The sequence below is a fragment of the Burkholderia sp. BCC1996 genome, from assembly GCF_905339955.1.
Classification (GTDB): domain Bacteria; phylum Pseudomonadota; class Gammaproteobacteria; order Burkholderiales; family Burkholderiaceae; genus Burkholderia.
Genome location: NZ_CAJPHM010000016.1, coordinates 55,782 through 73,750, shown reverse-complemented (window position 1 = coordinate 73,750; position 17,969 = coordinate 55,782). Strand labels below are relative to the sequence as shown.

At 64.9% G+C, this 17,969-nt stretch carries 11 protein-coding genes; 6 read left to right on the top strand and 5 right to left on the bottom strand.

What is annotated here, in order from left to right; translation table 11 throughout:
- Positions 1 to 19 precede the first annotated feature (19 nt).
- From tssH to U4Z64_RS22935, 5 genes are all read left to right on the top strand, one after another.
- Positions 20 to 2,689 carry a type VI secretion system ATPase TssH gene (gene tssH, locus U4Z64_RS22955; RefSeq protein WP_321821176.1) on the top strand — a complete coding sequence of 890 codons (2,670 nt, stop codon included), beginning with the start codon at positions 20 to 22 and terminating at the stop codon, positions 2,687 to 2,689.
- A 44-nt stretch (positions 2,690 to 2,733) separates the two neighbouring features.
- Complete coding sequence (gene tssA / locus U4Z64_RS22950) at positions 2,734 to 3,855, top strand: type VI secretion system protein TssA (protein WP_321810691.1); 1,122 nt, start codon at positions 2,734 to 2,736, stop codon at positions 3,853 to 3,855.
- 67 nt (positions 3,856 to 3,922) lie between these two features.
- On the top strand, positions 3,923 to 6,715 hold the full coding sequence (locus U4Z64_RS22945) for a type VI secretion system Vgr family protein (protein WP_321821175.1): 2,793 nt from the start codon (positions 3,923 to 3,925) through the stop codon (positions 6,713 to 6,715).
- Positions 6,712 to 8,154 (top strand): LysM domain-containing protein, encoded by a 1,443-nt coding sequence (locus U4Z64_RS22940; RefSeq protein WP_321821174.1) that lies wholly within the window; start codon positions 6,712 to 6,714, stop codon positions 8,152 to 8,154. Before U4Z64_RS22945 ends, U4Z64_RS22940 begins: the two co-directional genes overlap by 4 nt.
- 12 nt (positions 8,155 to 8,166) lie before the next feature.
- Positions 8,167 to 8,628 carry a hypothetical protein gene (locus U4Z64_RS22935; RefSeq protein ID WP_321810688.1) on the top strand — a complete coding sequence of 154 codons (462 nt, stop codon included), beginning with the start codon at positions 8,167 to 8,169 and terminating at the stop codon, positions 8,626 to 8,628.
- Between the two features lie 332 nt (positions 8,629 to 8,960).
- On the opposite strand, the gene U4Z64_RS22930 is transcribed toward U4Z64_RS22935, so the two are convergent.
- The 5 genes from U4Z64_RS22930 to U4Z64_RS22910 form a co-directional block, all read right to left on the bottom strand.
- Positions 8,961 to 9,536, bottom strand: coding sequence for a DUF3592 domain-containing protein (locus U4Z64_RS22930; RefSeq protein ID WP_321821173.1), 576 nt, complete (start codon positions 9,534 to 9,536; stop codon positions 8,961 to 8,963).
- A gap of 136 nt (positions 9,537 to 9,672) precedes the next feature.
- Complete coding sequence (locus tag U4Z64_RS22925) at positions 9,673 to 10,623, bottom strand: OmpA family protein (RefSeq protein ID WP_321801752.1); 951 nt, start codon at positions 10,621 to 10,623, stop codon at positions 9,673 to 9,675.
- A gap of 4 nt (positions 10,624 to 10,627) precedes the next feature.
- Positions 10,628 to 11,617, bottom strand: a complete 990-nt coding sequence (tagF, locus tag U4Z64_RS22920) for a type VI secretion system-associated protein TagF (protein WP_044845917.1) — start codon at positions 11,615 to 11,617, stop codon at positions 10,628 to 10,630.
- Positions 11,614 to 15,555 carry a type VI secretion system membrane subunit TssM gene (gene tssM / locus U4Z64_RS22915; RefSeq protein ID WP_321821172.1) on the bottom strand — a complete coding sequence of 1,314 codons (3,942 nt, stop codon included), beginning with the start codon at positions 15,553 to 15,555 and terminating at the stop codon, positions 11,614 to 11,616. Before tssM ends, tagF begins: the two co-directional genes overlap by 4 nt.
- A gap of 301 nt (positions 15,556 to 15,856) precedes the next feature.
- A complete protein-coding gene (locus tag U4Z64_RS22910) occupies positions 15,857 to 16,702 on the bottom strand; it encodes a M15 family metallopeptidase (RefSeq protein ID WP_321821171.1) in 846 nt (281 codons plus the stop codon).
- Between the two features lie 121 nt (positions 16,703 to 16,823).
- Here U4Z64_RS22910 and U4Z64_RS22905 point away from each other — a divergent pair, with 121 nt between their 5' ends.
- On the top strand, positions 16,824 to 17,789 hold the full coding sequence (locus U4Z64_RS22905) for a phage tail protein (protein ID WP_321821170.1): 966 nt from the start codon (positions 16,824 to 16,826) through the stop codon (positions 17,787 to 17,789).
- The last annotated feature ends 180 nt before the right edge of the window (positions 17,790 to 17,969 follow it).

Sequence of the window (17,969 nt, the reverse complement as noted above, 5' to 3'; positions counted from 1 at the left end):
CGAACCTGAGATCGACGCCATGAGCACGCCTCTGAAGACCCTGATCACGAAACTGAACCCGCTGTGCCGGCACGCGACCGAGCGCGCGGCGAGCGCGTGCCTGGCGCGCGGCCATTACGAGGTCGATCTGGAGCATCTGTTTCTCGCGCTGCTCGACCAGGCGACGGGCGACCTGCCGCTCGCGTTGCGCGCGAGCCGCGTCGATCCGCATGCGCTGCGCGCCGATCTCGAGCGCGAACTCACGCGCCTGAAGACGGGCAACACGCGCACGCCGGTGTTCTCCGTGCACCTGATCGCGCTGTTCGAACAGGCCTGGTTGATCGCGTCGCTCGATTCGCAGCTCGGCCGCATCCGTTCGGGGCACCTGCTGCTCGCGCTGCTGACCGCGCCCGATCTCGCGCAGTTCGCGCAGCGCATGTCGTCGCAGTTCGCGGAAATGAACGTGACGGACCTGAAGCACAAGTTCGACGAGATCATGGCCGGTTCGAGCGAAGCCGAGCCGCGCCAGGCGGATGCGGAAGGCAGCGACGTCGCGCCGGCCGCCGACGGCGCCGCGCCCGCGGCCGGCCCGTCGAAGACGCCCGCGCTCGACACGTACACGACCAACCTCACGCAGCGCGCGCGTGACGGCAAGATCGACCCGGTGATCGGCCGCGAAGCCGAGATTCGCCAGGCGATCGACATCCTCATGCGCCGCCGCCAGAACAATCCGATCATGACCGGCGAGGCCGGCGTCGGCAAAACGGCGGTCGTCGAGGGGCTCGCGCTGCGGATCGCGGCCGACGACGTGCCGCCGCCGCTGCGCGGAGTCGCACTGCACGTGCTGGACATGGGTCTGCTGCAGGCCGGCGCGAGCGTGAAGGGCGAGTTCGAGAACCGCCTGAAGAGCGTGATCGACGAGGTGAAGAAGAGCGCGCACCCGATCATCCTGTTCATCGACGAGGCACACACGATCATCGGCGCGGGCGGCCAGGCCGGCCAGAACGACGCGGCGAACCTGCTGAAACCGGCGCTCGCGCGCGGCGAGCTGCGCACGATCGCCGCGACGACCTGGAGCGAATACAAGAAGTACTTCGAGAAGGATGCGGCGCTCGCGCGGCGCTTCCAGGTCGTGAAGGTCGAGGAGCCGAGCGAGCCGCTCGCAGCCGCGATGCTGCGCGGGATGTCCGGGTTGATGGAGAAGCACTTCAACGTGCGGATCCTCGACGACGCGATCACCGAGGCCGTGCGCCTGTCGCATCGCTACATCAGTGGCCGCCAGCTGCCGGACAAGGCGATCAGCGTGCTCGACACCGCGTGCGCGAAGGTCGCGCTCGCGCACAGCGCGACGCCCGCGGCGATCGACGACACGAAGAAGCGCATCGAGCGCATCGACGCGGAAATCGCGTCGCTGGAGCGCGAAGCGGCAGGCGGCGCCGCGCACGACGAGCGCCTGGGCGAGCTGCGCGGCGCGCGCGACACGGCGCTCGCACAATTGACCGAGGACGAAGCGCGCTATGAAGCCGAGCGCGCGATCGTCGTCGAGATCACCGAACTGCGCGACACGCTCGACCGGGCGCGCGGCCCGTCGGAAGGCGGCGAGCCGGTCGACGTGCCGGCCATGCGCGAGAAGCTGGCCGAACGCGTCGCGGCGCTGCACGCGCTGCAGGGCGGCGAGCCGATGGTGCCGCTGCAGGTCGACGGTCACGTCGTCGCCGAGATCGTCGCCGCGTGGACGGGCATTCCGCTCGGCCGGATGGTGAAGGACGAGATCGACACCGTGCTGAACCTGCAGCCGCTGCTGACCGCGCGCGTGATCGGCCAGGACCATGCGCTCGACGCGATCGCGCAGCGCGTGCGCACGGCGACCGCGAACCTCGAGGATCCGAACAAGCCGCGCGGCGTGTTCATGTTCGTCGGGCCGTCGGGCGTCGGCAAGACCGAGACGGCGCTCGCGCTGGCCGACATCCTGTACGGCGGCGAGCGCAAGATGGTCACGATCAACATGAGCGAATACCAGGAAGCGCACAGCGTGTCGGGCCTGAAGGGCTCGCCGCCGGGCTACGTCGGCTACGGCGAGGGCGGCGTGCTGACCGAGGCCGTGCGCCGCAACCCGTATTCCGTCGTGCTGCTCGACGAGGTCGAGAAGGCGCATCCGGACGTGCTCGAGATGTTCTTCCAGGTGTTCGACAAGGGCACGATGGACGACGCCGAAGGGCGCGAGATCGACTTCCGCAATACGCTGATCATCCTGACGTCGAACGTCGGATCGGCTGCGGTGATGCAGGCGTGCCTGAACAAGCCGGCCGAGGAACTGCCCGATCCGGACGCGCTCGCCGAGGCGCTGCGCCCGCAGCTGTACAAGACGTTCAAGCCGGCGTTCCTCGGCCGGATGAAGGTCGTGCCGTACTACCCGATTTCCGACGACGTGCTGGCCGAGATCATCGAGCTGAAGCTCGAACGGATCCGTCGCCGCATCGAAGCGAACCACAAGGCCGCGTTCGAGTGGGACGAATCGCTCGTCGACGCGGTGCTCGCGCGCTGCACCGAGGTCGATTCGGGTGCCCGCAACGTCGACCACATTTTGAACGGCACGCTGCTGCCGGAGATCGCGGGCCACGTGCTCGGCCGGATCGCCGACGGCGCGGCCATCGCGCGCATCGCGGTGCGCGCGGACGAGGCCGGCGAATTCGCCTATACGGTCGAATGAGCCTCCGCACGCGACATCTCATGCATCAACGGATTCACTGAACCATGCCGATCAATCTCCCCGAGCTGCTGACGCCGATCAGCGATGCATCGCCCAGCGGCGACGACCTGCTGTTCTCGAACGAATTCGACGCGATCCAGGACGCGCGGCGCTACGACGATCCGACGCTCGACCAGGGCGAGTGGGTGACCGAGATCAAGGAGGCCGACTGGGGCTTCGTCGTCGATCACGCGGGCGCGCTGCTGCGCACGCGCACCAAGGACCTGCGGCTCGCCGTATGGCTGACCGAGGCGCTCGCGCTGGAGGACGGCATCACCGGCCTCACCGAAGGCTATGCGCTGCTGGAAGGCCTGTGCCGCGACTACTGGGACACCGTGCATCCGCTGCCGGAAGGCGACGACGTCGAATACCGGCTCGGCAACGTCGCGTGGCTGTCCGGCCGCACGGCCGAGCTGCTGCGCGGCATTCCGGTGACGGACGGCGCATCGAACGCGTTCACCACGCTCGACTGGGAAGTCGCGCAGCATGTGGCGCAGGCCGTGAAGCGCGATCCGGAACACGCGGACGACATCGCGCGCGGCAAGCCGTCGGTCGAGCAGGTCGATGCGTCGCGGCGCGTGACGTCGATCGCGTTCTACACGACGCTGCTCGCGAACCTGAAGGCGTTCGAAATCGCGCTCGACGCGTTCGAGGAGCGGCTCGTCGAACGCGCCGGCGATTCGGCGCCGAGCTTCCGGCAGACGCGCGACGCGTTCGAGACCGTGTACCGGCTCGTCGAGCGCTTCGCGCGCGAGCAGGGCTATACGGGCAGCGCGCCGCATGCGCCGTCGGCGCCGCAGGCGCAGCCCGAGCGCATCGAGCCGAGCTTCGGCGACGCGTTCCACACCGAGGAGACCCATGTGCAGTCGCAGACCGCTCCGCGTCCGCCGGTGACGCAAATGATCGCCGGCATCCAGAACCGTGCGCAGGCCGTCGACCAGCTGCGTGCGGTCGCGCGCTACTTCCGCCAGACCGAGCCGCACAGCCCGGTCGCGTATCTCGCGGACAAGGCCGCCGAATGGGCCGACATGCCGCTGCACAAGTGGCTCGAGAGCGTCGTGAAGGACGACGGGTCGCTGTCGCACATCCGCGAGCTGCTGGGGGTGAGGCCCGACGAGCAGTCGTGAGCCGCCGCTTGTTGACCTGAGAGCGCGGGCCCGGCGGGCTCGCGATGAACGAGAAGAAGGGTGACGCATGAACGTGACCGAACTGGCACAGGCGATTCGTGGTGGCCTGATCCAGCAGGATCGGCTGCTGAAGACGGACATCCCGTCGCTGCCGAACAATGCGCTCGTGCCGCGCCGCGCCGTGACCCGTTCGGCGCTCGGCCGCGATTTCAGCGTGGCGCTCGATCTGGTGTCCACCGCGAGCGACGTCGAGCTCAAGACGCTGATCGCGCAGCCGATCACGCTGTGGATCCAGCAGCCGGACAAGTCGTATCTGCCGATCAACGGCTATGTCCACACGGCGCGACGGCTCGGCGCCGACGGCAGCCTGTCGAGTTACCAGCTGCGCTTCGCGTCGTGGATGCATTTCCTCAAGTTCCGCAGCGACATGCGGTACTGGCAGGACCAGCCGGTCGACGCGATTCTCTCCGACGTGTTCGATACGCATCCGCAGGCCAGAGGCCAATACCAGTTCGCGTTGTCGAAACCGTTGCCGTCCCGGTCGTACTGTCGCCAGAGCGAAACCGACTGGAACTTCGTGCACCGGCTGATGGAGGACGAAGGGCTGTTCGGGTTCTGGCGGCACAGCGAAGACGGGAACGCGCATACGCTCGTCATCACCGACGACGTGCATGCGGTCGATGCGCTGTCCCCGAATGTCGTTACGTTCGATCGTTCCGGCAGCGGCACCGAAACCGCCGGGTTTACGCAATGGACCGCATCGCGGACGTTGCAAAGCACGCTGCACACGACGCGCACGTTCGACTACAAAGCGCCGTCGTCGGCGGGCAATCCGAACGGCACGTCGCTGCCGACCAAGGCCGGCCAGGGCGACCTGCCGGGCCAGGCGGAAATCTACGAATACACCGGCGCGTACACGTATCCGGGCCAGGACCGCGGCGAACACCTGTCGAAGATTCGTCTCGAGGAATGGGAGTCGCGCGCGAAGCGCTTCTTCGGCGTGGGCGGCGTACGCGCGATCGATGCCGGCCGGCGCTTCACGCTGAGCGGTCATCCCGAGCACGACCGCGATTCGGCGAGCGAGCGCGAGTTCGCGGCCATCGGCGTCACGCGGTACATCGAGAACAATCTGCCGGTTTCGGACCACGAAGCGAGTTTTCCACATAGCCTGCAGGACCAGCTGGCGCAGGTGAAGGCCGGTCACGGGGAAGCGGCGGCGTTCGAAGTCGGGCATGACGACGGCTCTGCCGGGTTCTATCTCGTCGAGGTCGAAGCGCAGCGCGCGAGCGTGCCGTACCGCAGCCCGTTCGAGCATCGCAAGCCTGCGATGCAGCTCGAGACGGCGATCGTCGTCGGGCCGAAGGGCGAAGAGGTTTATACGGACGAGCTGAACCGGATCAAGGTCATGTTCGTCTGGGACCGCCAGAGCGAAGGACGCGAGAACGCGTCGTGCTGGATGCGTGTCGTGCAGTCCGATACCGGCGGCGGGTACGGCGGCGTGCATATTCCGCGGGTCGGCGAGGAAGTGCTGATCGGCTACATCGGCGGCGACTGCGACCGGCCGATCGTCATGCATCGCGTGTACAACGGTGCGACCAGGCCGCAGTGGCATAGCAACGGGATCCTGTCGGGCTTCCGGTCGAAGGAGTATGCGGGATCGGGGCACAACGAGATGGTGCTCGACGACGCGACCGGGCAGAACCGCGCGCGCCTGTTCAGCAGCAGTGCGAATTCGTTGCTTCATCTCGGCTATCTGATCGAGCAGAACGGGAACACGCGCGGTGCGTATCTCGGCTCCGGTTTCGACCTGCGCACGGATGCATACGGTGCGATGCGGGCCGGGCAGGGCCTGTACGTGACGACGCATCCGAAGCAGGCGAACAGCCAGCCGCTCGACGTGAGTGAGGCGAAGCAGCAGCTTGGCAATGCCGAGGGGCTGATCGAATCGATGTCGCAGGTCAGCGAGATGCATCAGGCGGAGAGTCTCGGCACCGGTCGCGATGCGCTCAAGCAATTCGCCGAGGCGACGCAGAACAGCGTGGCGGGGGCGACTGCGGGCGGCGGCAGGACTGCAGGCGGCGGGACGGGGAATGCGAATGCGTTCAAGGAGCCGGTGATGTTGTTCGCGAGCCCGGCGGGGATCGGGGTGGCGTCGCAACAAAGTACGCACCTGGCTGCGGACCGGCACGTGAACGTGGTGAGTGGTCAGAGCACGCATCTCGTCAGCGGCAAATCGCTGGTGGCGAGCGTCAAGGAGAAGCTCAGCCTGTTCGCGCAGAACGCGGGCGTGAAGCTCTTTGCCGGGAAAGGCAAGGTCGAGGTGCAGGCGCATGAGGACAATATCGAAATCACCGCGCAGAAGACGGTGAAAATTCTCTCTGCGACCGAGAACACGGAAATCGCGGCGGCGCGGGAGATTTTGTTAACGTCCGGGGGTGCGTATATCCGAATTGCTGGCGGAGATATCGAAATTCATGCACCTGGTCGTGTCGATGTAAAGGGAAGCCAACATAGTTTTGCTGGTCCGGCGCGTTTAAGTTATCCATTACCCGACTTGCCTCAATCGTCGCCCACAAAATTCAGCCAGAGAGTTTTGTTCAGATCGATAGACGATGGTCAGTCTGTCAGTCAAGTAAAGTACTCGATGTTCGCCGTGTCGCCGGAAGCGGCGCGGCGTATCGTCATGGGGGTGTCTGCTGACGAGGGTTCTGAGCGAAGAGTTAACCCTGCTGAGACCGAACATCTGACAGTGCTTTACGGTCAAGGCGAGTGGGGTGCAATATACGACTTCAATATCGATCGGGAAAACGACGAATCGATGACAGATTTCGGACAAGAAGGCGATGCTGGAGTTGCATGAAAATGGAGACTAAAAACGAATATGTCGTCCGCCCCGGCGATACCCTGAGTGCCATTGCGCACACTCACGGAACGACAGTCGATGATCTCGTCAAATTGAATCGGATCGAGAACTCCCGCTTGATCTATCCAGGACAAAAGCTTGTCCTTTCCTCTCCCGCTGCGGACCCTGTCGAAGCGTTCTTTGCCGAATTGTGGATTCGCGTCACGGACGCAAAAGGCTTGCCAATTCAAAACCTGAAGACGACGATCGTGACAGCTGCAGGTCGGCACAAGCATGCTACCGATGAACACGGGGTCGTGCCGCCCGTGAGAACGCGAAAGGCTGACGAAAAGATTCACGTATATGTGGCGAAGATGGATGGAGGGAGAAAGAAGGTAGCTGAACTTAAACCGCCTGCAGGCGTGCATCAGGCGACGTTACAAAGCCCAAAGCTGAAGGCGCAGATCCCGCTGCGTGTCCACACAGGTGGCAGTGATCATCAAGAGAAGGCGCCGTTGCCCCTGCCTCCAGGAGAGGTGCAACACAATCGCGACAGTTCAGGAAATCCGGTCGTAAATGCAGGTGTCGAATGTCCTAATAAGGACAATCTGCGTTTGGGGCCGAACAGCAAGTTTCGCGACTACATCCTTGCCGCGAGCAAGAAAAGTAATTTCAAGCCGCAGGCCGTCGCGTCGGTTGTGAATATCGAGGCAGCGAAGCTTTCAGTTGTTGTTGAAAAAAAAATCAAGGTCAAAGGTAAGGAAAAGACGAAAAAGGTGCGCGTTTCCACTGGCGAATGGGATCCCAATTCGGCAGCGTCGAAGTCGACAGCGAGAGGGCTCACGCAATTTCTCGCGGGTACATGGCTGGGCGAGGCGATCAGGCCTGGAACTTTTATCAACCAAAAGGCCGAAGCAAACGGGTGGGTGAAGAAGGACGCAGCCGGGCGATTCAGCGTGGTTCCTGAGCACAAGGCCGAACTTCTGGAGTTGCGGATGAATGCCGAGGCGGCGATCATGGCGGCGGTGGATTACGGTATGTCGAATTTCAAGGCACTCGAAGGTGGTGGCTACGATTTCTCGAAATTGAATGATGGGGAGCGCGCGAAGATGCTGTACTTGTCTCACCACTTAGGAGCAGGCGATGCAAAACGGTACTTGGCCGGAACAATTGCTGCGGAGGATACGTACACCGAAGCAAAGCCGCACCATCCTCCCAGACTCATTGCCCGCGGGGCCAAGACGCTTTTGACGGCGCAGGTGGGAAGCGCGGCAGCAGCGAAGCGTGCGGAAGAGAACGGTGGGAACTATGTCAAGGCTCACCGCCTGTGGTTGAGCCATCTCATCGACACAGGTGTCAACTTCAAGAACTTCGCATGTGACCCTTCGAAACTTGAAGATGTTCGTCCGCTGCTGGATCTTGTGACTGTCGTCGGTGGTACGAACCCCACTTTTTAGGAGGCGAGTTTGTTGAAGTCGTTTGTTGTAATGTTGATGGCGATCTGTTGCATCAGTGTCAAGGCGCAGACATCCGGGGGAGATCACGATACGATCCGTACCGTTGCGGGCACATTGCAGATATCAAAGATCGTCCAACCGGGAAGCGATGGCGTTACATTTAATGTCGAGCTCGATGGCAAGCAATTCGATCACCTTTACGGTTCACGCTATGTGTACTATCCGGATTCGAAAGAACAGGATAAGGCCGTCTCGCGGTTGATCGTCGAAGACTTCAGCGGCGGTTTTTCGGATCCACCGGCGGTCTCCCTGTACGATTTCCGCCAAAAACCCGCCGCAGTCTGGTCGGTTAGCGACAAGTTGGATATTGACGATGTCCGATGGCTGCCTGGCCGCGTACTGCTTAGTGTGGGGGGGAAGTGGTTTGCTTTCGCGAACGGAAAGCTCGTGGCAGTTCACAATAGAAGGAAATAACCCGACATGTCCGTGGGTTCAGCCTGGTTGAAGGCGTGTCGATCCAGGCGGAGCTGGTCGGACTGCTCGATGCCGTTTCGCCCGTCATGTCAGAGGGAGCCGGAACACTGATCGGAATGGTGCCCTATCCGAGCATGTTCGAGACCGGCTTTGGGGAAATGCATCCGCAGTGTTTGACCGAATTGACGGAGCAACGAATGAAGACGCTTGGATTACCTTAAACACGCGCACGATCAGTGAACGGCCGGTCCTCAGCTACCGACAACGGCGATCGGCGCCTCGCATGAACGATCGTGACCAGGCGCGATCCGAACCCGCCATGCACATCCGCATCACGAACCACTGACGCGATTCCGTGCACGCCGCGCTTTCCGCTTCGCCGCGCTTTTTTTGCGATCCTCGATCCACGGCAGCAGCGAAATGCTTGCCGCAGACAGCATCAACCCGGCGACCAGAGCAAACAGACCGAATCCGATTTCTCGTACCCATTCCCCGCCCACAACCGCTTCGTTGCGCCGCGCAATACCCGGAAACATCGGCGAAACGCGCAGGTCATCGTTCGCTGCGGCGCTGCAATACTTCTTCGTGAACGCGGCGAATTGTTCGCGGCTGATGTTCTCGGCGGCCGAACGCGAATACACCGGCGACCCGGCAGGCTGCCACGTCGTATCGTACTGCTGCGCCTGTCCCGCGCCATAGCGGAACAGGGCGCGCGCCTCCCATGTCGCATCGGATTTTCCGTATCGCAGAGACAACTCGCATCGCTCGACAATGGCGGGGACGTGAGGCCACGCACGAGCGCGAACGAGGATGGCGGAATTGATCGTGCCATCTATACCCACCAGTACGAAGAGCCCACCAACGAACAGAAGAATGGCCGACCACAAGCAGCGGATTGCGTATTTCACTGGAATCGCTGGATTTAGTAGTGGGGCGGTGAGGTGACCGGCTTGTTGACCATGCGCGAGCAGATGGGGCGTGCGCAATCCGAGGGACGAGTCTGCCGCTATCCGGTCCCGGCGCGCGATATCTCCGAATCGGCGCCTACTGCCCCACCCGGAACTCGATCCGCCGATTCCTCGCCCGCCCTTCGGCCGTATCATTCGGCGCAATAGGCTGATCCGGCCCGACCCCTGTCGTCGTCATCTGCTGCGGCGGGATGCTCTTCGTGATCAGATACCCCTTCACCGCATCCGCACGCGCCTGGCTCAGCGCGATGTTCGACGTCCGGTTCCCGGAGTTGTCGGTATGCCCGATGATGTCGACCGTGCGGTTCTGCATCTTCGCGAGCGCGGCCGCCATCTGATCGAGAATCTGCCTGCCTTGCGGTGTGAGCGTCGCACTGCCCGTTTCGAACTCGATCGTGCGATTCGCGAGCGTCTGGTCGAGCAGCCCCTGCTCGGACGCCGACACGCGCAGACCGTTCTTGATCGTATAAGTCGGATTCAGCGTATTGGCCATGTCGCTCGCGAGCTGCTGGCGCTGCGCCTCGTTGTGCACCTCGCCCTTCATCTCGATCTGCGTGCCGTTGATCTTCAGCTGGCCTTTGCTGATCTGCTTCAACTGCGCGCCGAGCAGCTTCTGCACGTTCGCGCTCCAGTTCGGCGGCGTCGCGACGTCGCCGACCTCGATCTGGTCGACCACGTTCGCCGCGCCGTAGGTGTCGCGCAGCTTCTGCAGCACGGCGGCCTTGGTCGCCTCGTCGGGCACCTTGCCGCCGACCACCACCTGGCCGGGCGACGCGTTCGCGGGCGGCGGTGCGATCGTGCCGGCCGTGCCGCGCACCACCGTGCCGGACGCCGTGGCCGGCGCGGCGCCGGGGTTGGCGTTCGCGGGCAGGGCGGCGGTCGCGACCGTGCCGTTGCCGACCGGCGTGACGGTCGCGCCGCCCGTGTTCTGCGCATGGGCCGCGCCACAGGCGACGAGGCCCGCGGCGGCGAGAGCGGATACGAAGGGCGACAAGCGCGTGCGCCGGACCTGAATCGTGCGTTGCATCCCGTCAGCCTCCGATGAACGCTTCGCGGAAGGCGTCGATGGCGACGCGCAGCGACAGTTGCGGTTGGTCGAGGTAGCTGACGAGCTTGCTGATCTGGTGATCGTTTTGCGCATGGGCGTCGATCCACTCGGGATCGTCGATATCGATGTTGTGGGCGGCGTAGGTCTGCGGATCGACGACGCTCAGCAGCGTCTTCGACGACGCGCCGTTGAAGCCGATGATCAGCCGTTCGCGTTCGGCGATCGTGCCGATGAAGATCGCGAGCTCGAAGTCGGCCTGCGCGACGAACGGTGCGATCAGTTCGAGCCAGAACGCGGCGACGAGGCTGCGATAGAACGGGTCGACCGGCAGCGGCAGCGTGAGGCCGCGCTCGATGTGCGACGAGCCGCTCTGCATCACGGGCCGCAACAGCGAACCGAGCGCGAGCATCGCGCCGCGCAGTCGCACCGGATGGCCGCTTTCGAGCAGCATCTGCTGCAGGCCGTACAGCGACTGGTGTTCGATGAAGTCGTTGAAGGTGCCGTCATGCGACGTGCCGGGGCCGCCGACGTCGATCGGCACCTGCGTATCGCCGAGCGCCTGCAGCGCGCCGGGCGGCTCCTCCTTCGCGAGCAGCGCCGGCATCTGCGCGGCGACGCGCGACCACAGCCGCGCGAACGCCAGCGGGCTGCGCGCGAGGAACGCGAGCGGCCGGTCGACCTCGAGCGCGGTCGCGCCGAGGAACGGGAAACGGCGCATCGACACGTCGTGGCTCGCGACCATGTGGCCCGCGATGGCGAGCTTGCTGCGCGAGCCGAGGAACGCGAAATGCATCGGCTTCGCATCCTCGTAGACGATCTTCCAGCGCGGATCCTCCGCGAGCAGTTCGAGTGCTTGCGCGATCCAGCGATCGAGCGTCTGCAGCAACTGCGGATTGTGCGGGCTCTTCACGAAGTCGCCGCGCGACGGAATCTTGCCGAAGTAGGCGATCTGCGCCTGAACGGTTTGCGTCATTGCGCCCCCTGTGCGTTCGTTGCGGTGGCGGCCGCGACGGCCGGTGCGGCCGCCGGCGCGCCCGAGCCGGCCTGCGTCGCGTTCTGCGCGGCACCCGCGCTCGCGTCGGCGACCGACGACGGCAGCTGCAGGCCGCGCAGGCTCTGCTGCTGCGGCTGGTCGCCGACGCTGCTGGTCGGCTGCGACGTGCTGATGATGCGCATCGTCACCGACACGTTCACGCTGCCCTGGACCCACGTGAGGTCGAAGGTGCCGTCCGGACGGCGCTTGCGCTGCGCCGAGTTGATCAGCTTCTCGAGACCGTAGCGGCCCGGTTCGTTGACGAGCTGCACCGTGCGGCCGTCGAAGGTCGTCGCGGACAGCGTCGCGCCCGGCGAGCCCTGCGGGTTCGGCCACACGAAGTTGGTCCACTGCGGCGGCGTGTTGCGGTAGCGCAGCTGCTGGCCGTCGATCGCGATCGTGTATTCCGTCGTGCCCGTGCTCGGCTGCGGCAGGATCTGGAACACGGTCTGCGGTTCGGCCGCCGCGGCGGCGCCGCCCGCGGCGCCGCCGGCGAGCGGGGCGACCCAGCGCGCGAAGCCGTTCGTGAAGTCGGGCGTGAGGCCGATGCCCATGTCGCCCCACGTGCGGGCGGCGAGCGTGTCGCCGCGGCGCACCGCGAGCGGGCCCAGCGTCGTGCCGACGAACTTCGCGATCGCACCGTCCGGACCGAACACCTGCGCGATTTCACCGGCGCCGGCCTCGACCTTCGCGTTCGCCGCGAACGGGTACTTGGTCGCGAGCGAGCTCTGGAACGGCTGGTAGACCTGCGCGTTCCATACCTTGTTGACTTCCGCGCTGGCCGGCTGGATCACCACCGAGAACGCCTGCATCAGCGGCCGCACCAGCAGCGGACGCAGCGACTTGCGTTGCGAATCGGTGAGGCCGGTCAGCATCTGCTCGTCGACGAACTTCAGCGAATCGGCGAGTTCCGAGCCGTTGCCGTCGAGCGTCTGCTGCATCAGCTGGCGCGCGCCGGGGCCGGGGTCGCCCTGGTTCTTGATCACGTTGAAGCGCGTACGGACCTTCGACAGCGAGTCCATATAGCCCTTGAGCATCGACGTGCCGTCGTGCGTCGCGACGATCCGCGCGAGCCCGATGAACTCCTGGCCGATCGGCCCCATCGGCACCTCGGCCGGATTGCCGTTGATGTCGATGTTCGCGGCCGCCACCTGGCCGGCCTGCGAGCGCGTGAACAGCTGCTTGACCCAGTTCACGACGCCGGTCTGCGCCTTCTTGATCGCGACGTTCGCCAGCGACGGGTTGTCCCACGACGTCTGGTCGTACGCGGTCTCGAGGATCTTGCGGATCGGCGAATCCTGCGGGTCGCCGAGGCGGTTCATCCCGTCGACGGCCTGGCCGAAGCTGCTGAAGCCCTGCACCGCGATGCCCTGCATGAACTTCTGCCAGTGCTGCGCGTACTCGGTCTTGTACATCCCGACGAGCGTCTTCTGGATCTGCTCGGGGCTGCCTTCCAGCGTCAGGTCGTCCTGCGTCGACGTGTTCAGCACCCAGTCCTTCGCCTGCAGTTCCTTGGTCGCCGCGTCGCGGATCGCCGGCTGCACGTAGTCGAACCACGCTTCGCGCGTGAACGTGCCCGGAATCGCATAGCTGCCGGCGACCAGCCCCTGGTTGCCGTCGCCGACGATGCGCGCGATGGTCATCGGCGCGAAGCGGGTCGACGCGCGCGCCTTGATTTCCTCGTAGACGCGCTGGCGGGCCGGCATGCCGCGCACGACGCGGCGCAGGTTCTCGCGGGTCTGGTCGACGAGCGCGAGGTTCGCGTCGATCATCGGCCAGTCGTTGTCGTTCACGCGGGCGAGATAGAACGAGATCATGCGCTCGGCGCTCTTGATCATCTCGTCGCGCGGCATGTTGCCGCGATTCGTCTCGAGCCAGCCGCGCCAGAAGCGGGCGAGCTGGTCGGTCAGGTGCGCCTGTTCGACGTGACGCTTGTCGGACAGCATCAGGTAGGTCTTCAGCGCGTTGTACGCGTCCTGCACGTTGGTCGGCGACGCGTCGCTGTAGAGGCCGCCTTGCGGCGCGGCCGGCTGTTGCGGCGCGGCGGCCGCCGCCGCGGATGCGCCTTGCGCGGCGCCGGCGAGCGGCGTGGCGCCCGGCGGGTTCGTCGACACGGGAATCGCGCCGCCCTGCACGGCCCCCGATTCCGGCGGGCGCGTCATCGGCACGAGCTGTTCGGGATGCGCGTTCACGTCCTTCATGAACGACGCGAGGTTCTGCGAGACCGGCGCCAGCAGGATCTGGCGCACGCCGTTGTAGTACTCGGTCAGCAGGTGCTGCTCGAGACGGTCGCCCTGGTACAGGCCGAGCGACACCGACACCGGCTTGTCGCGGCGGAACTGTTCGAGCTGTTCGATGCGGTCTTCCAGGATGTCCATCGCCTGCAGGCGCGACTGCAGGTCGTTGCGGCCCTGCTGCAGGCGCGTGACGTTGTCGAGGTCGGCCTGCACGTTCGCGACGAGCTGCTGGTTGCCGATCGTCGACCAGGTCCAGCCGCCGAGCGCGAGCGCGAGCGCCGCGACGAAGCCGAAGAAGGTCGCGTAGCGCAGCCGGGTCTTGGTCGGGCTCGCGAACTGGCGCACGGTCTGGCGGTCCGCGAAGATCACCTTCGAGAACAGGTCGCGCAGGAAGAAGCCGTTCTTCGAGAACGCGCTGTGCGGCTTCGGCAGCGCGCTCGCGTCGAGGCCGAAGCGGTGCGCGATGCGCTGCGCGGCGGCGCTGTTGGTTTCGCCTTCCTGCAGCGCGCTGGTGAAGTAGAAGCCGCGGAAAATAGGCTTGTACTGGAACGGGTTGTTCTCGAACAGCGTCGCGAGGAACGCGCGCAGCGACGGCTTGATCGTCGAGAATTCGAGCGGGAAGCTCAGCTGGCCCGGCGACAGCTGGTTGCCGCGCGACAGCGACAGCTGCGCGACGCTGATTTCCTTCAGCCCTTCGTACAGTTCCTCGAAGTGCGTGTCGAACTGCGCGACCACGTCGCGCTTGTCATCGGGCTCGTAGGGCAGGGTGGCGCCCCACACGCGGTCGTATTCGTGCTTGTCGCTGCTGCTGAAGAATTCGGTGAAGCCGGTGATCAGGTCGGCCTTCGTGAACATCACGTAGACCGGCGCGAACACCTCGAGCTTTTCCGTCAGCTCCTGAACGCGCTGACGGAGATTCTTCGCGAGGTTGATCGCGAACTCGGGGCGGTTGCCGGTGAGTTCGGCGATGCTCGCGGTGACGATGATGCCGTTGATCGGCGCCTTCGGACGATAGCGCTTCAGCAGGCCGAGAAAGCCGAGCCATTCGCTGCGGTCTTCCTCGTGCACCGAGTAGCGGCCGGCCGTGTCGAGCAGGATCCCTTCGGTCGTGAAGAACCAGTCGCAGTTGCGCGTGCCGCCGATGCCGTGGATCACCGCGCTGTTCTTGTCCGCGAACGGAAACTGCAGGCCGGAGTTCAGCACGGCGCTGCTCTTGCCGGCGGCCGGGTTGCCGATCACGATGTACCACGGCAGTTCGTACAGCGCGGAGCCGCCCGACACCTGGCCGATCTTCGACGTCTTGATCGTCTTCACCGCGTCGGACAGGCGCGTGCGCAGCACGTCGAGGTCGGCGGTTTTCGTGTCGGGTGCGAGCGCGGCCGCGGCCGGCGCGGCGATCTTGCCGGTTTCCGCCTGCTCTTCGAGCACCTGGCCGAGCTGCCGGTTCGCGCGCTTCACGCGCCAGCGGCGCACCAGTGCGACGCCGAGCCACAGCACGAGGATCGCCGCGAAGGCGACCGCCGCCCACAGGAGCGGCAGCTGCAGCATGTCGGCAGCGATGAAGAGAATCGCCGCTAGCGCGACGATCCCGACAATCGAGAGCGTACGCGGATGAGTCAGCACGTTGAGGATGCGTTGCATAGGACGTTCAGGTTCCGGTGCGATTCGGTGAGGCGACGCAGGCGCGCCGAGCGGCAAGCGTGGCGCCGCGATGTGTCGCCATGCTGTCAAACGGGATGAAGGGGGCTGGCATCAATGCGCCCGCGGCATCGGAGAAGGCGCGCGCAATAATGAAAGGACGCTGTGAGAATTAAAACGGAAGCGGCTGCCTGAAAAAATCGCGCAACGGAATGCCCGATCGTTTGCACCGCCCAAATCGTTTCCTGCCGGGTGATTAAAAAGCCCCATGCCGCCCTCATTATTTCTTGTCCGGCAGCCCTGACTAGCTGCCGCGTCCCAGTTTAAAACCGGGTTTATGGTATTCCACGTGCCCGAGATCCATCATTTTCCAACGGCCTCCCCAGGTCAGGCCGACTTGCTCGGCGACCTGTCCGTACAACTGGTAGCCGCGCATCGCCCAGGGATCTTTCTCGGAAATGACCAGCTTGCCGTCGCGCAGAAACGCGTTGTCGGCCGCGAGCCCGAACTGGTGATAACTCTGGAAGGCCGCCGCATTGGTCACGTTGGTGCCCATCTGCGCGAGCCGGTTCTGTCGTTCCGGACTCCGATAACCTTCCAGCAGCGCCATCTCGTAACCATATTGTTCGTGCATGATCTTGTAGACCAGCAGCAAACGCGTACGGAAATCGGGATCCAGCAGGTTCCAGTCGCGGCTTGCATCTCTCAGCGCAGGCCGCACCTGTTCGACTTCCTTCGTGGCAAAGACTTCCGGCGGCAACGGCGGCGGCGGCACGAGCTGTTCGCCCTGCAGCAGTGCGGCGATCTTCTCGTCAGGCACGCGCGCCGTGTCGTCGTACTGAAATAATTGCCGACCGCGTAACGCAATGGCCACCAATGGCGGCGTCGCAAGAATACCTGCCGACACCATAATCATCAAGCGCCGCCGGATCAGTAAATTTTGCACGTCACTTAATGCGCCGCGCGTAACGCTTGCCGATTTAACAATTTGACTTCGCGTACGTGCGGCGTGATCGTTCGCGCGGCGCGTCAGGCGGCCGCGAAACTGGGCGACGGATTCGAAAACGGTCGCGCGGATACCCGGTAAAAGCAACAGTGCCGCAACCGCGACGGCAAGGGCGAAATAGGCGACGAGTGCGACGGCAATCAACGAAATCCCCGGAAATTGGAATTGATTGTGTTTTGCAATGCTTGCTCTTAGAATCAGGCTGCTTTGAGAGGCCGGGCTATATTATCGCGGTGAATTAAACCAGGATTCAATGAGACGCTGAATGAGTGCGCCGGAAAATTCAAATTCGAAAACCCCGCCCAGCCTGCTATCCGATACCAAACCGGCAGGCGGGGGCGAACCGCAGCAGTCGCGCATTCTCGCGAATCTGGAAGGACGTGTCACGCCGCCGGCCGAACCGCCGCGCCGTTCGCTGAAGGGGCCGATCGCGGCCGTCGTCGCGCTCGTGGTCGCCGTCGGCGGCTGGGGCGCATGGCGCTGGCAGCAGCAATCCGGCGAGGCGGCCGTCGTGGCCGCCGCGCCCGTGCAGGCACCGGCAAAGGCCGAGCCGGCCAGCGCCGCCGCCGTGCAGGTCGCGCAGAATGCCGCGTCGGCTGCGCCCGTCGTGCAAACGGCGACGATCGTCAACGACGATGCCGCGTCCCAGGCCGTTGCGTCCGCATCGGGCGCGTCGGGTGCGGACAACAGCCGCTTGTCGCGCGCGCTCGCGAACGGTGCCGACGATGCATCGGGCGCAGCCACGGCGGGCGCCGTCGCCGCGACGGCTGCCGCAGCAGCGGCGACGACGAAATCCGCGAAGGCCGACGCCGCGAAGAGCGACAAGGTCGCCGCCCGCAGCAAGGCCGATGCGAAGGCCGATGCGAAGGCGGAGGCTCGCAAGCATCACAAGGAACAGCAGGCGGAGCTCGCGCAGGCGAAGAAGCGTCGCGAAGCGGCGACCCGTACCGCGAGCGCGAAGGCGTCCGGGAAGGACGACCCGGATGCGGACCTGCTCGCCGCGCTCGTCGCCCGTACGAAGCCGGCCGACAAGAAGGTCGCCGCGCAGAAGGGGCAGGTCGTGCCGACCAAGACGGCCGCCGCGACGGGCGGTTCGCTCGCATCGCGCGTGAAGGATTGCGCGGAGCGCGGCTTCTTCGAGGATCAGCTGTGCCGCTGGCGCGTCTGCGACGGCCACTGGGGCAAGGATCCGGCCTGCCCGACCGCCGCACAGTCGGAGACGCGGCAGTAACCGGCATCACACCAGCCTGCACATCGCACCTGCGCCGCCCACCGGGCGGCGCGTTGTTTTTGGGACGTCTTACGCCGGACGGCAGGATGTGACAATGTCACGAAAATGCCGCATGCATCGGGCATACGTTTCCTTCCATTTCCCGGCGTGGCGCCGCAATGCGCGATGCGCGGCGCGGCG